Consider the following 12,566-nt stretch of genomic DNA (forward strand, 5'->3'; position numbering starts at 1 on the left):
TACCCGGCCTACATATGGCATGATCCGTAGGCCCGGTAAGCGGCAGTGCCACCGGGCAAATCGCGCTGGGTGATCAGGGTGTTGTATTGCTCCGCCAGCGTCCTTATCGTCTGAAACACCGAATGAGCCGAGTAACGGGCGCTATCCCGAAACTCCGACTGCTGCTGTAACCAGGCGAGAAAATGGTGGCCTGCCGCCAGTGTGATTGACGCCCCTTTTTCAACCTGACCCTCCGTTAACAGACACACCATTTTGCGTGTGTCGCCTTGTTGCCAAATTTGCCACTGGTTTTGCCACCACCCCTGCCAGGTTTTACCCAGCAATCGCCAGGGCAGTGTGCACTTATCGCTATTGATCTCTTCATCAATAAACCAAAGCGAAGCGTGATGATCGCGATATTGCTGCGCCCATGCGGTAATCGCCGCGCCGCGCAGAAAACATTCGTGGGCAATAATGTGCGTTTTTACCTCAGGCCAGAGATGGCTCAGTATGCGGAAATGTCCGTGCGCGGTAATGACCGGGCGTAAAACTGCGCCGTTGGCATTTCGTTTGAGCATTGCACTGCCGTACTGGATTTCATCAAACTGGCTGCGGCGTAAAAACAGGGTTTCCCTCTGTCTTACTCGTTCAACGATATCGTCATGAATGACCGCGGGTTCAACGTTGTTACGCCAGCGGTATCGTAATGTATCCCCTACGAGATGGGGCGTGAAATTACTGGAAATATGCAAAATATTGCCGCGAATAGCGTCAAAACTGAGTAATACATAAAGTTTCTGGTCGGTGCAGGCTCCCTGAAAAGGGACGATTAAGGGAACCGTCGCTATTTGTTCTGGTGGAACAATGGTGGTGAGCGGCTGCTGCTTTGGTGTCCAGACATGTTTGCAGCTCCGGCACTGAACGCGTTGGCTGCCCTGAGGATTATGCCCATAGAGGATGGTTTCCCGCTGATAACATCGTGGGCAAAAATGACCGCTTTGGGCGGCAAAATCCGTTAAATATGCTGACAACCACCCACCAAACTGTTCCTCATTAAACAGCGGGGGATAGCTGCCGCATGCCCGGCAATGCAGCGCAGCATAACCCAACCGATACTCGGGCCAGCTGTAATCTGGTGAGCTCGCCAGCCCCAGATTTTTACAGCCGAAGGACTTACAGCAATTGATGGTGAACAGTGACGTCATCGTATTACCAACGATTTTTAATGGTCGTTGATTTTGACCCGCGACTATCACCAGTGGATGTGAGTTTTCTCACATAAAAAAACCTTTCAGAACGTAACGTAGCGATTCTTTATATGACTGAAAGGGATTGATTATGAAGTTAAAAATGCTTGCTGTTGGTGTTCTGGTATCGTTGCCGCTTTGGGCGAGTGCCAAAGATGTCACGATTATCTATACCAACGATCTTCACGCCCACGTTGAACCTTATAAAGTCCCATGGATTGCTAATGGCACGCGTGATATTGGTGGTTGGGCTAATATCACGACGATGGTGAAGCAGGAAAAAACGAAAAATAGCGCCACCTGGTTTTTTGATGCCGGTGATTATTTTACCGGGCCGTATATCAGCAGCCTGACCAAGGGTAAGGCGATTATCGATATCATGAACACCATGAATTTTGATGCTGTCACCATGGGTAATCATGAATTCGATCACGGTTGGGATAACACGCTACTACAACTGAGTCAGGCGAAATTCCCCATCGTGCAGGGTAATATCTTTTATCAGAACAGCAGCAAAATGTTCTGGGATAAGCCTTACACCATTATTGAAAAAGATGGCGTGAAGATTGGTGTGATTGGCCTGCACGGCGTGTTTGCTTTTGATGATACGGTTTCTGCTGCGACACGTGTCGGTATTGAAGCGCGGGATGAAGTGAAGTGGTTGCAACGCTATATCGATGAGCTTAAAGGTAAAGTCGATCTCACTGTGGCGCTGATCCATGAAGGTACGCCAGCGCGTCAGTCTAGCCAGGGAAGTACAGATGTGCGCCGTGCATTGGATAAAGACATCCAGACCGCAGGTCAGGTAAAGGGGCTGGATATCCTGATTACCGGCCATGCGCATGTGGGCACGCCGGAGCCGATTAAAGTCGGTAACACTCTGATTCTTTCTACCGACAGCGGCGGTATTGATGTGGGTAAACTGGTGCTGGATTATCAGCAGAAACCGCATCAATTTACCGTGAAGAACTTCGAGCTGAAGACCATTTATGCTGATGAGTGGCAGCCAGACCCGCAGACGAAACAGGTCATTGATGGCTGGAATAAAAAGCTTGATAAGGTGGTACAACAGACGGTTGCAAACTCTCCGGTTGAGCTGACGCGTGCTTACGGTGAATCTTCTTCGTTGGGCAATCTGGCGGCGGATGCGTTGCTGGTGGCGGCAGGTAAAGATGCTCAATTAGCGCTCACTAATTCGGGCGGTATCCGTAATGAAATCCCAGCCGGTGCTATCACGATGGGTGCAGTCATTAGCACCTTCCCGTTCCCCAACGAGCTGGCAACAATGGATCTCACCGGTAAACAGTTGCGTAGCCTGATGGAGCACGGCGCGGGTTTAAGTAACGGTGTATTGCAGGTGTCCAAAGGACTGGAGATGAAATATGACAGCAGTAAACCAGTCGGTCAGCGCGTCACCGTACTAACGTTAAACGGTAAACCGATTGAGGATGCCACGGTTTATCACATAGCCACCAATAGCTTCCTGGCAGACGGCGGTGATGGTTTTACGGCATTTGCCGAAGGAAAAGCGCGAAATACCTCCGGAGGTTACTATGTCTCTAATGCTGTCGTTGACTATTTCAAGGCGGGAAATACGCTGACGGATGAGCAGCTTAAAGGCATGCGTGTGGCAGATGTGAAACCATAGTGAGCTCAGGCCAGCAGACAATCCGCTGGCCTGTTGTGTTAGCCTCTGTGAGAGGCAAACACCTCTTTCGCGGCGAACAAACCATTGAGTGCGGCAGGGAAGCCGGCATATACGGCCATCTGCATAATCACTTCAACGATCTCATCCTGCGTTAAACCAACGTGTAATGCCGCGCCAATATGCACTTTCAACTGCGGGGCGGCATTGCCCATTGCTGTTAACGCGGCGACAGTGGCAATTTCCCGGCTGCGCAGGTCCAGACCTGGACGTGCATAGATGTCGCCAAACGGAAATTCCAGCAGGTAGCGGGCAAAATCCGGCGCGATATCCTTCAGGCTCTCAACGACGGCCTCTCCCCCTTTGCCATCTACCTGTTGCAGCATTTTCTGGCCGGTAATAAAACGTTCTGATTCCATGATTTTTCCCTCGTAGGTGTGGCGTATGGCGAGAGAATAGGGGGTGTAGAATGATTTGGATAATACCGTTTCCGTGATACCTTTTCGGTATGACAACATCGCCATTACACTCTCTGGATATTCGCCTGCTGCGTTACTTTTCCGTAGTAGCGGAAGAGAACAATATGAGCCGGGCTGCGCAGCGCTTGTTTATGTCGCAACCGCCGTTGAGTCGCCACATTCGCCAGCTTGAAGAGCGCCTGGGGGTCACGCTGTTTGTCCGTCATACCCGTGGATTAACGCTGACGGAGGACGGCCAGCGCGTACTTGAAATGGTACGCCCGCTGCTTGATCTCCAGGACAAAACCTACACTGCGTTGAATCAATTAACGCAAGTCGGGGAACCATCTTTGCGCTTAGGGTTAAGCACGGCGTTTGAACAGGGCGTTTTTGCGGTGCTTGAGTCACAGCTGACTACGCATGTGCAGAAGCGACATATTGTCCGTCATGGTTCGCCTGAACTCGCGCGTCTGGTGCGTCGTGGAAAGCTGGATGCCGCGCTGGTGGCGTTACCGCTTGAGACTTCGGGGCTTAGCGTCACGCCGCTCGGCTGGCAAGAATCGTTGATCGTCGCCTTACCCGCGCTCTGGCCAGAGGCAGCGCTGCCTTCGCTCTCGTTAATGTCGCTGAGCCACCGACCACTGTTCTGGTTCAAACGTGAACGTAACCCCGCCTTTTTTGATTACACCCGACATATTTTTAGTCATGCTGGTTACTCTCCTGCCTGTATTGAAGAACCGCTGGAACATGATGTGTTGTTGGCGCGGATCGCGCAGGGTGACGGTCTGAGCCTACTTCCGGCCTCCTTTTCCGCTATCCAACGTCGGGGGGTGATATTCCTGCCGCTTACCGATACCGAATTGCGTATTAGCACGGGGTTGCTGATGCTGCCTGAAAACGTAAAAAAATTAGCATGGCTGCAGACGGTCATGGCGCAATCCCTCATCAATTCAGACTGATGTGAATTTTTTTCACGTTGGCTGAGTATTCCTCACCTTTAGCGATGATTTTTGTGTTGACGCCAGCATGCTTTTCCGTCATTTTTACATCTAGACGTCTAAACGTATAGCAGTTCACAACACAACATATAACGACAAAAGATTGATGAGGTAAGGTATGAGCTTTTTTCACGCCAACCAGCGGGAAGCCCTGAATCAGAGCCTGGCAGAAGTTGCCGGTCAGATTAACGTTTCATTTGAGTTTTTCCCGCCGCGCACCAGTGAAATGGAGCAAACCCTGTGGAACTCCATCGATCGCCTGAGCAGCCTGAAGCCGAAGTTTGTTTCAGTCACTTACGGTGCAAACTCTGGTGAGCGCGACCGTACGCACAGCATTATTAAAGGCATTAAGGATCGCACTGGCCTTGAAGCAGCGCCGCACCTGACCTGTATTGATGCGACCCGTGATGAGCTGCGTACCATTGCTCAGGACTACTGGAACAACGGTATTCGTCATATTGTTGCCCTGCGCGGTGATTTGCCGCCGGGAAGCGGTAAACCGGATATGTATGCTTCTGACCTGGTGACGCTACTGAAAGACGTTGCAGACTTTGATATCTCCGTTGCGGCTTACCCGGAAGTACACCCGGAAGCGAAGAGCGCTCAGGCTGATTTGCTGAATCTGAAGCGTAAGGTTGATGCCGGTGCGAACCGTGCGATTACCCAGTTCTTCTTCGATGTAGAAAGCTATCTGCGTTTTCGCGATCGCTGCGTGTCTGCGGGTATCGATGTGGAAATTATTCCGGGTATCCTGCCAGTCTCCAACTTTAAGCAGGCGAAAAAATTTGCCGACATGACCAACGTCCGCATTCCGGCGTGGATGTCGACCATGTTTGATGGTCTGGATGATGACGCGGAAACCCGCAAGCTGGTGGGCGCTAATATCGCCATGGACATGGTGAAGATTCTCAGCCGTGAAGGGGTGAAAGATTTTCACTTCTATACCCTTAATCGTGCCGAGATGAGCTACGCTATTTGTCACACACTGGGTGTAAGACCGAACTAAACAGATGCCCCAGCCCTCTACGGAGGGCTTTTTGTTGATCATTTTGATCTACATCTCTGTAACGTAAAATATAAAAGGAATTAGCTATCGAATCTGTGGGTTTTTTCGACTATATCTTATCTCTGGTGGTGTATATCGTAGTCAGAACACTGTAAAGGGAGCATATAGATGAGCATGTCCGACGATAGCCAGAACACATCAACTGCCGGTAAGTGTCCTTTTCATCAGGGCGGTCACGACCAGAGCGCGGGAGCAGGAACGAACAACCGCGACTGGTGGCCAAATCAACTGCGCGTTGATCTTTTAAACCAACATTCCAACCGTTCTAACCCGCTGGGTGAGGACTTCGACTACCGCAAAGAGTTTAGCAAACTCGACTACTCTGCCCTGAAAGGGGATCTCAGAGCCCTTCTGTCCGAATCTCAACCGTGGTGGCCCGCTGACTGGGGAACCTATGCTGGATTGTTTATCCGCATGGCATGGCACGGTGCAGGGACCTATCGCTCCATCGATGGACGCGGTGGCGCGGGTCGCGGACAGCAGCGTTTTGCACCACTGAACTCCTGGCCGGACAACGTAAGCCTTGATAAAGCGCGTCGTCTGCTGTGGCCAATCAAGCAGAAATATGGCCAGAAAATTTCCTGGGCCGACCTGTTTATCCTCGCGGGTAACGTGGCGCTGGAAAACTCAGGCTTCCGCACCTTCGGCTTTGGTGCTGGTCGTGAAGATGTCTGGGAACCGGATCTCGACGTAAACTGGGGTGATGAAAAAGCCTGGCTGACTCACCGTCACCCGGAAGAACTGGCCAAAGCGCCGCTGGGCGCAACCGAAATGGGCCTTATCTATGTGAACCCGGAAGGGCCGGACCATAGCGGCGAACCGCTTTCAGCGGCAGCGGCTATTCGCGCGACCTTCGGTAACATGGGAATGAACGACGAAGAAACCGTAGCGCTGATTGGCGGCGGTCATACGTTGGGCAAAACCCACGGCGCTGCACCGGCTTCGCACGTAGGCGCCGATCCTGAATCCGCACCGATTGAAGCACAGGGCCTGGGCTGGGCCAGCAGCTACGGCAGCGGCTCGGGTGCAGATGCCATCACTTCTGGTCTGGAAGTTGTCTGGACGCAGACTCCGACCCAGTGGAGCAACTATTTCTTCGAGAACCTGTTCAAATATGAGTGGGTGCAAACTCGCAGCCCGGCAGGCGCTATTCAGTTTGAAGCGGTTGACGCACCGGAGATTATCCCCGATCCGTTTGATCCGTCGAAAAAACGCAAGCCAACAATGCTGGTTACCGACCTGACGCTGCGTTTCGATCCTGAGTTCGAGAAAATCTCCCGCCGTTTCCTGAACGATCCGCAGGCGTTCAACGAAGCGTTTGCTCGTGCGTGGTTCAAACTGACGCACCGTGATATGGGGCCAAAAGCGCGTTACATCGGACCGGAAGTGCCAAAAGAAGATTTGATTTGGCAAGACCCGCTGCCGCATGCGTTCTTCAACCCAAGCGAAGAAGATATCCTGAAGCTGAAAGCGACCATCGCCGCTTCCGGGCTGTCCGTGGGCGAACTGGTATCGGTAGCGTGGGCGTCGGCATCGACTTTCCGCGGTGGGGATAAACGTGGCGGCGCTAACGGTGCGCGTCTGGCGCTGGATCCACAGCGCGGCTGGGATGTGAATGCCACCGCAGCACGCGTTCTGCCTGTGCTGGAAGGGATTTATAAGTCTGCTCATACCGCCTCGTTGGCCGATATTATCGTGCTGGCCGGGGTTGTCGGTATCGAGCAGGCGGCAAGTGCTGCGGGCGTCAGCATTAAGGTACCTTTTGCGCCGGGCCGCGTGGATGCGCACCAGGATCAAACGGATATTGAGATGTTTGAACTGCTTGAGCCGATCGCCGATGGCTTCCGTAACTACCGCGCCCGTCCTGACGTATCGACCACCGAGTCGCTGTTGATCGATAAAGCACAGCAGCTGACGCTAACCGCACCGGAAATGACCGTGCTGGTGGGCGGTATGCGCGTACTGGGCACCAACTTTGATGGTAGCCAGCACGGTGTCTTTACCGATCGTCCAGGCGTACTCAGCACTGACTTCTTCGTCAATCTGCTGGATATGCGCCATGAGTGGAAGGCGGTTGATGAGTCACAAGAGCTGTTTGAAGGTCGTGACCGTCTGAGTGGCGAAGTAAAATACACCGCAACCCGCGCCGATCTGGTGTTTGGTTCTAACTCTGTGCTGCGCGCAGTGGCTGAAGTCTATGCCTGTAGCGATGCCCACGAGAAGTTCGTGAGAGATTTCGTTGCCGCATGGGTGAAAGTGATGAACCTGGATCGTTTCGATCTGCTGTAACAGACGATGCCGGATGCCGCTTGCGCGGATCCGGCATGGTAGGAATAAAAAATCCCCGCATTTGCGGGGATTTTCTATTTGCAGGTTATTCCCACTCTTGCAGGTAACGTTGACCGTACTGGTCAGCCACAAGCAGGGCGGCATACACCTGGTCCGGCGTTGCGCCGCCAGGCATGTTGTGGATGGTTTCGCCTTCGGCACAGGCTGCCTCAGCCACAATGCGCATTTTCGCCTGAATATCCTGTTTGATATCCAGTTGCGCCAGGGTAATCGGCAAGCCAACGGAATGGCACAGCGCGGCAACGGTTTCAATTTCATCGACCGGCGCGTTTTCCAGCACCAACTGCGTCAGCGTACCGAAAGCCACTTTCTCGCCGTGGTAATAATGATGTGCATCCGGGATTGCGGTCAGACCGTTATGAATGGCGTGAGCCGCTGCCAGACCACCGCTTTCAAAACCGACGCCACTCAGATAGGTGTTGGCTTCAATAATGCGCTCCAGTGCTGGTGTAACCACGTGCTGCTCTGCAGCCAGCATCGCTTTTTCACCTTCTTCGATCAGCGTATTAAAGCACAGCTCTGCCAGCGCCAGCGCCGCCTGAGTACACTGACCGCCCGCCATTGTGGTTGCGCCGCTGCGTGAACAGGCACGCGCTTCGAACCAGGTCGCCAGCGCATCGCCAATACCCGCAGCTAACAGACGCGCCGGTGCGCCCGCGACAATTTTGGTATCAACAATGACCCTGTCCGGGTTATTGGGCAGCAGCAGATAGCGATCGAATTCACCGGCATCGGTGTAAATGACGGACAGCGCGCTGCACGGCGCATCGGTAGAAGCGATGGTTGGCGCAATGGCGACAGGCACGCCCATAAAGTGCGCCAGCGCTTTGGCGGTATCCAGCGTTTTACCGCCACCAATACCAAGTACTGCCGCACACTGCGCTTTTTCCGCTACGACGCGCAGACGGTCGATTTCGTTTTGTGAACATTCTCCGCTAAACGGTGCAATTTCCAGCGCCAGTCCGGCATCCTGGAAGCTTTTTTCCAGTGCACCCTGGGCAAAGCCTAAGACAAACTTGTCCCCAACGATCAGCCAGCGTTCTGCCAATGGTTTGAGGTAGCTGCCAAGACGGGTAATAACATCGGCACCCTGGATGTACTTACCAGGTGATTGAATAATGCGATCCATACTTTATTTCCCTCACAGGTTGATGTGACCAAATGCGTTGTTCCAGTCCTGCTCAAACTTCTCTATTGCTGACTCTACCGCAGGGGTATTGAGCATTTGTTGCGCTACGTCTAATGGCAGGGTGATTGCTTCACATCCTGCCAGCAAGCAATCCAGCGCCTGACGTGGAGTTTTAAAGCTGGCCGCCAGTACCATGCTGTTCGGTGCATGCAGTTCCAGCAATGTTTGCAGTTCCCGTACTGCGCGAATCCCGTCGCCGCCCTGCGCGTCGATACGGTTAACGTAAGGCGCGATATATTTCGCTCCTGCCAGCGCAGCCAGTAGCCCCTGAGAAGCACTGTAAACGGCGGTTCCCAGCGTGGTGATACCCTCTTTTTTTAGCATCTTGATCGCGGCCAGACCTTCGGATGTCACCGGGATTTTCACTACCAGACCGGGCACCGCATTGCTCAGGCGTTTAGCTTCTTCCACCATGCCCTGTGCGTCGCGACTCATGGTCTGGGCAAACAGAATGCCCTCTTTGCCAATGGCGTTCTGCAGGCGTGGCAGCACATCCCAGATGGATTCTTTGCTTGCTGCCACAATGCTTGGGTTGGTGGTGACGCCCGCGATAGGGAAGATGCGGGCCAGACGTTCGACTTCCGCGACGTTGGCGGTATCAAGATAAAGTTCCATACAAAAACACCCTCTACGTTTTCCGTTAGCTGCCCGTTGCCGGGTTGCTTTGCTATGCACAGGATAAGAGTGTTTCGTCACGCGGTGCTATCTGACAAATCTGTCAAAAGCTGGATAAATGTAATATGTCTATAAAAGTGAGAGATACTTCACATGTAAGTGATATGAGCTGGTATATGTTTTTTGATAATACAAAAATCCAGTAAATGTTACCTTTGTCTCCGTTTTCTGTCCCAGTATGCGATTATTACTGGTCAGTTTTTTTCTCCGTCAACTGGCTGTGATACTGCCGACGATACTCTGACGGCGAACGCTCAGTATTCTTGCGAAACAGGCGGCAGAAGTAGTTGCTGTCAATAAACCCACAGGTGTGCGCCACGTCTTTGATCTTCAGCTCGTAACCCTTTAACAGCGTTTTTGCGTGTTCCAGTCGCGTATGATTCAGGTATTCGTTAAACCCGATAGCGCCCGTTTTTTGAAACAGGTGGGAGAGGTAATTGGGTGAAATGTAAAACGCCTGTGCGACGGATTCACGGGTGAGCGGTGAAGCGTAGCGTTCGTCAATATAGCCGCGAATGGCGTCGAAAAGCGCCTGACTACGTGATGCGGTTTGGATCTGGCTGCCGAGCAGATCGCGACAGTGGCTCAGCAAGCTCGCAACGATTAGCCTGGCCGTTTGCTGCTCCTGCGGCTGCATTTGCATCTCATGGAGCGTTTGCAGCAGAAAAGAGCCAATACGCGGCCCACGCCGAGCGACGTTCTGGTGGGTAAGGTTTTGATATTGCTTGCCGTCCCATTGGACGACGCTGAAACCCAGTTGCTGTTTGCCGAACAGAATGCTGAGTGTCGTGACCGGTGTGGCCCACTGCGGAATATTCCAGCCGCCAGCCGGAACAAACAAGACATCGCCGGGGGTAAGCACCTTATCGATGCCAGAATCCGCAAATTCACCTTCCAGCACAATTTCCAGCCGGGGAAAATCGACCTGATACGCCAGTTCCGGCGTTGTGCTATTGGTGCTGGCGAAATAAATCTGCCGCAGCGGCGTGGGGCCGTTAATCAGGCGGGAGAGAAGATGGCTGACGTCGTGATACATGTTAATCCCTTGCAGGCAGCAGACAGGGAAACAGTAACGTTGAAAACAATCGCCCTCAAGTGATTATTGCCGGATGGCGGCTAATGCCATATCCGGCCTACAAGTCTTTGCGAGCTGTAGGCCGGATAAGCGTAGCGCATCCGGCAGACGGTTATTGATTACCGATTTGATCGCCGTAAGGCAGGGAATCGTAATCTATCAGGGCATTTTTCTTGTACGGATTGCCAATCCAGCGGGTTGTCTCTTTGAACTGCGGATTGGTAATGGCGCGAGTTGGATCGAAGCCATCGTAGGTGAAGCCCGCTAAGTCAGACCATGTGTGGATAAGCTCTGAGCTGCTGTATTTACGATTCACATCCTGTGAGAAGTCACGCGGGTGCGCGGCCTGCCATTTTTCCGAAGTCCACAACAGGAACGGCACCGTGTACATATGGCGCGTTGGGTTGTCTTCATTACGACCCTGCGTTTTGTGCGGTGGCGTATCGTAAACCTCTTCGCCATGATCGGAGAAGTACAGCAGGAAGCCGTTCGGATCGGTCGCTTTATAGTCTTTGATCAGGCTGGCAATAATATGATCGTTGTAAACATTCGCGCTGTCGTAATCGTTGTAGGCTTCCAACTCATCGTGACTCAGACCTGCGGGAACATGGTCGATATTATTGTCAAACTTACCCTGGCCATCCGGATAGCGGAATTTGTACTTAATATGCGTACCCAGCAGATGCACGATGATGAACTTTTTCGGTGCCGGGTCGGCCAGTACTTCTTTAAATGGCGCCAGCACGTTGCTGTCATATTCGCGCGCACTTTGCGTACGCTGCTGGTTCATATAGAACTGTTTATCCGTCTGCTTAGAGAACACCGTCAGCATGGTGTTGCGGGCGGTCATCGTCTGCTGATTAGTGATCCAGAAGGTTTTATAACCCGCCTGTTTCATCATGTTCATCAGGGACGGCTGAGTCAGATACAGATCCGGGTTCTTCTCGTTAGCGAAGGTCAGCGCCTGCTGCAGGATTTCAATGGTGTACGGACGGGAAGTCACGACATTATTGAATACGGTGAAGTTAGGATCGGATTTATGCAGCGCATCCAGTTCTGGCGTCGTTTCACGCGGATAGCCATACAGGCTCATGCGGCCACGTTGCGTTGACTCACCAATCACCAGTACCAGCGTACGCGGTGCGTCACCTGAACTGTCTTTAAAGTTGGCCAGCGGCGGCAGGGCATTGTTCTCATTCAGCAGGCTATTGAGCGAGGTCAACTGCTGACGATACTGATAATACCCGGAGATGAATTGCCACGGCGCGGCGGGCTCCATACGTGAAGCAAGGCCATCCAACGTTTTTTCAAACGGCTTATGTTTGATAAATGTGTTCACTGTCATCGGATGCAGAATCAATCCGTATAACAGTGCAAACGACACCAGATAGCGCCAGGGTGATGGAATATGTACCGGACGCAGACGTGTCCATAGCAGAATTGCCATTGCTGTATATGCCAGCGCAATTAAGACGATCTTCAGGCTGAAGTATTGACTCAGGTACTCGCTGGCTTCGTTCGCATTGGTTTCAAACATTACGTACAGAACGCTTTGCGAGAACTCTTGCCCGTAAATGACGTAATAGCTCAGAGCTGCCAGCGAGGCCGCCCATAGAATTACGCCAATGACGGCAGCAATAATGCGGATACGGTTTGGAAATAAGAATACCGGGATCAACCACAGCGAGCTGAACAGCAGGGAGTCGCGTAGGCCGGTAGATCCGCTATAGCCGCTAAAATAGATAACGGCCTGCAGTAATGAGGAAAAAAACCAAAAATAGAGGAGCGCCCAACCCAGGGCTTTCCAGCTAAAGGCGGGTTTAGACTGGAGTTGTAAGGATTGCATAATGTGAGCCTGTCTTTAATCGTAGCGCCAAGAGTAGCG

At 52.5% G+C, this 12,566-nt stretch carries 10 protein-coding genes; 4 read left to right on the forward strand and 6 right to left on the reverse strand.

The window, feature by feature from the left end:
- Positions 1-8 precede the first annotated feature (8 nt).
- Entirely contained in the window at positions 9-1,184 is a 1,176-nt protein-coding gene (locus tag WN16_RS04560; protein WP_044701848.1) for a hypothetical protein, read from the reverse strand.
- Between the two features lie 133 nt (positions 1,185-1,317).
- Here WN16_RS04560 and WN16_RS04565 point away from each other — a divergent pair, with 133 nt between their 5' ends.
- On the forward strand, positions 1,318-2,874 hold the full coding sequence (locus WN16_RS04565) for a bifunctional UDP-sugar hydrolase/5'-nucleotidase (protein WP_032938415.1): 1,557 nt from the start codon (positions 1,318-1,320) through the stop codon (positions 2,872-2,874).
- A 38-nt stretch (positions 2,875-2,912) separates the two neighbouring features.
- On the opposite strand, the gene WN16_RS04570 is transcribed toward WN16_RS04565, so the two are convergent.
- Positions 2,913-3,290, reverse strand: coding sequence for a carboxymuconolactone decarboxylase family protein (locus WN16_RS04570; protein WP_003028825.1), 378 nt, complete (start codon positions 3,288-3,290; stop codon positions 2,913-2,915).
- Between the two features lie 89 nt (positions 3,291-3,379).
- On the opposite strand from WN16_RS04570, the gene WN16_RS04575 reads away from it, so the two are divergent.
- The 3 genes from WN16_RS04575 to katG all read left to right on the forward strand — a co-directional run bounded on the left by WN16_RS04575 (position 3,380) and on the right by katG (position 7,682).
- Complete coding sequence (locus tag WN16_RS04575; RefSeq protein WP_044701851.1) at positions 3,380-4,288, forward strand: LysR family transcriptional regulator; 909 nt, start codon at positions 3,380-3,382, stop codon at positions 4,286-4,288.
- A gap of 157 nt (positions 4,289-4,445) precedes the next feature.
- Positions 4,446-5,333: a methylenetetrahydrofolate reductase gene (gene metF / locus WN16_RS04585; RefSeq protein ID WP_003028830.1), complete on the forward strand. Its 888-nt coding sequence runs from the start codon at positions 4,446-4,448 to the stop codon at positions 5,331-5,333.
- A gap of 168 nt (positions 5,334-5,501) precedes the next feature.
- The gene (katG, locus tag WN16_RS04590) at positions 5,502-7,682 is read left to right on the forward strand and encodes a catalase/peroxidase HPI (RefSeq protein WP_044701853.1); all 2,181 of its coding nucleotides are present in this window, start codon (positions 5,502-5,504) and stop codon (positions 7,680-7,682) included.
- Positions 7,683-7,767: 85 nt separating this feature from the next.
- Here katG and WN16_RS04595 read toward each other — a convergent pair whose 3' ends face one another.
- The 4 genes from WN16_RS04595 to WN16_RS04610 form a co-directional block, all read right to left on the reverse strand.
- Positions 7,768-8,871 carry a glycerol dehydrogenase gene (locus tag WN16_RS04595; RefSeq protein WP_003847842.1) on the reverse strand — a complete coding sequence of 368 codons (1,104 nt, stop codon included), beginning with the start codon at positions 8,869-8,871 and terminating at the stop codon, positions 7,768-7,770.
- A gap of 12 nt (positions 8,872-8,883) precedes the next feature.
- Positions 8,884-9,546: a fructose-6-phosphate aldolase gene (fsa, locus tag WN16_RS04600; protein ID WP_003847840.1), complete on the reverse strand. Its 663-nt coding sequence runs from the start codon at positions 9,544-9,546 to the stop codon at positions 8,884-8,886.
- A gap of 247 nt (positions 9,547-9,793) precedes the next feature.
- Positions 9,794-10,642, reverse strand: a complete 849-nt coding sequence (locus WN16_RS04605; RefSeq protein WP_044701855.1) for an AraC family transcriptional regulator — start codon at positions 10,640-10,642, stop codon at positions 9,794-9,796.
- A 151-nt stretch (positions 10,643-10,793) separates the two neighbouring features.
- Positions 10,794-12,527: a phosphoethanolamine transferase CptA gene (locus WN16_RS04610; protein ID WP_044701856.1), complete on the reverse strand. Its 1,734-nt coding sequence runs from the start codon at positions 12,525-12,527 to the stop codon at positions 10,794-10,796.
- Positions 12,528-12,566: the final 39 nt, after the last annotated feature.

This window comes from Citrobacter sp. ABFQG (genome assembly GCF_004322975.1).
GTDB lineage: Bacteria > Pseudomonadota > Gammaproteobacteria > Enterobacterales > Enterobacteriaceae > Citrobacter > Citrobacter freundii.

Excerpts from the sequence above, each read along its gene's own strand:
- metF (WP_003028830.1), top strand. The coding sequence starts at position 4,446 with ATGAGCTTTTTTCACGCCAACCAGCGGGAAGCCCTGAATCAGAGCCTG.
- WN16_RS04570 (WP_003028825.1), bottom strand. The coding sequence starts at position 3,290 with ATGGAATCAGAACGTTTTATTACCGGCCAGAAAATGCTGCAACAGGTA.
- WN16_RS04605 (WP_044701855.1), bottom strand. The coding sequence starts at position 10,642 with ATGTATCACGACGTCAGCCATCTTCTCTCCCGCCTGATTAACGGCCCC.
- fsa (WP_003847840.1), bottom strand. The coding sequence starts at position 9,546 with ATGGAACTTTATCTTGATACCGCCAACGTCGCGGAAGTCGAACGTCTG.
- WN16_RS04610 (WP_044701856.1), bottom strand. The coding sequence starts at position 12,527 with ATGCAATCCTTACAACTCCAGTCTAAACCCGCCTTTAGCTGGAAAGCC.
- WN16_RS04565 (WP_032938415.1), top strand. The coding sequence starts at position 1,318 with ATGAAGTTAAAAATGCTTGCTGTTGGTGTTCTGGTATCGTTGCCGCTT.
- WN16_RS04595 (WP_003847842.1), bottom strand. The coding sequence starts at position 8,871 with ATGGATCGCATTATTCAATCACCTGGTAAGTACATCCAGGGTGCCGAT.
- WN16_RS04560 (WP_044701848.1), bottom strand. The coding sequence starts at position 1,184 with ATGACGTCACTGTTCACCATCAATTGCTGTAAGTCCTTCGGCTGTAAA.
- WN16_RS04575 (WP_044701851.1), top strand. The coding sequence starts at position 3,380 with ATGACAACATCGCCATTACACTCTCTGGATATTCGCCTGCTGCGTTAC.
- katG (WP_044701853.1), top strand. The coding sequence starts at position 5,502 with ATGAGCATGTCCGACGATAGCCAGAACACATCAACTGCCGGTAAGTGT.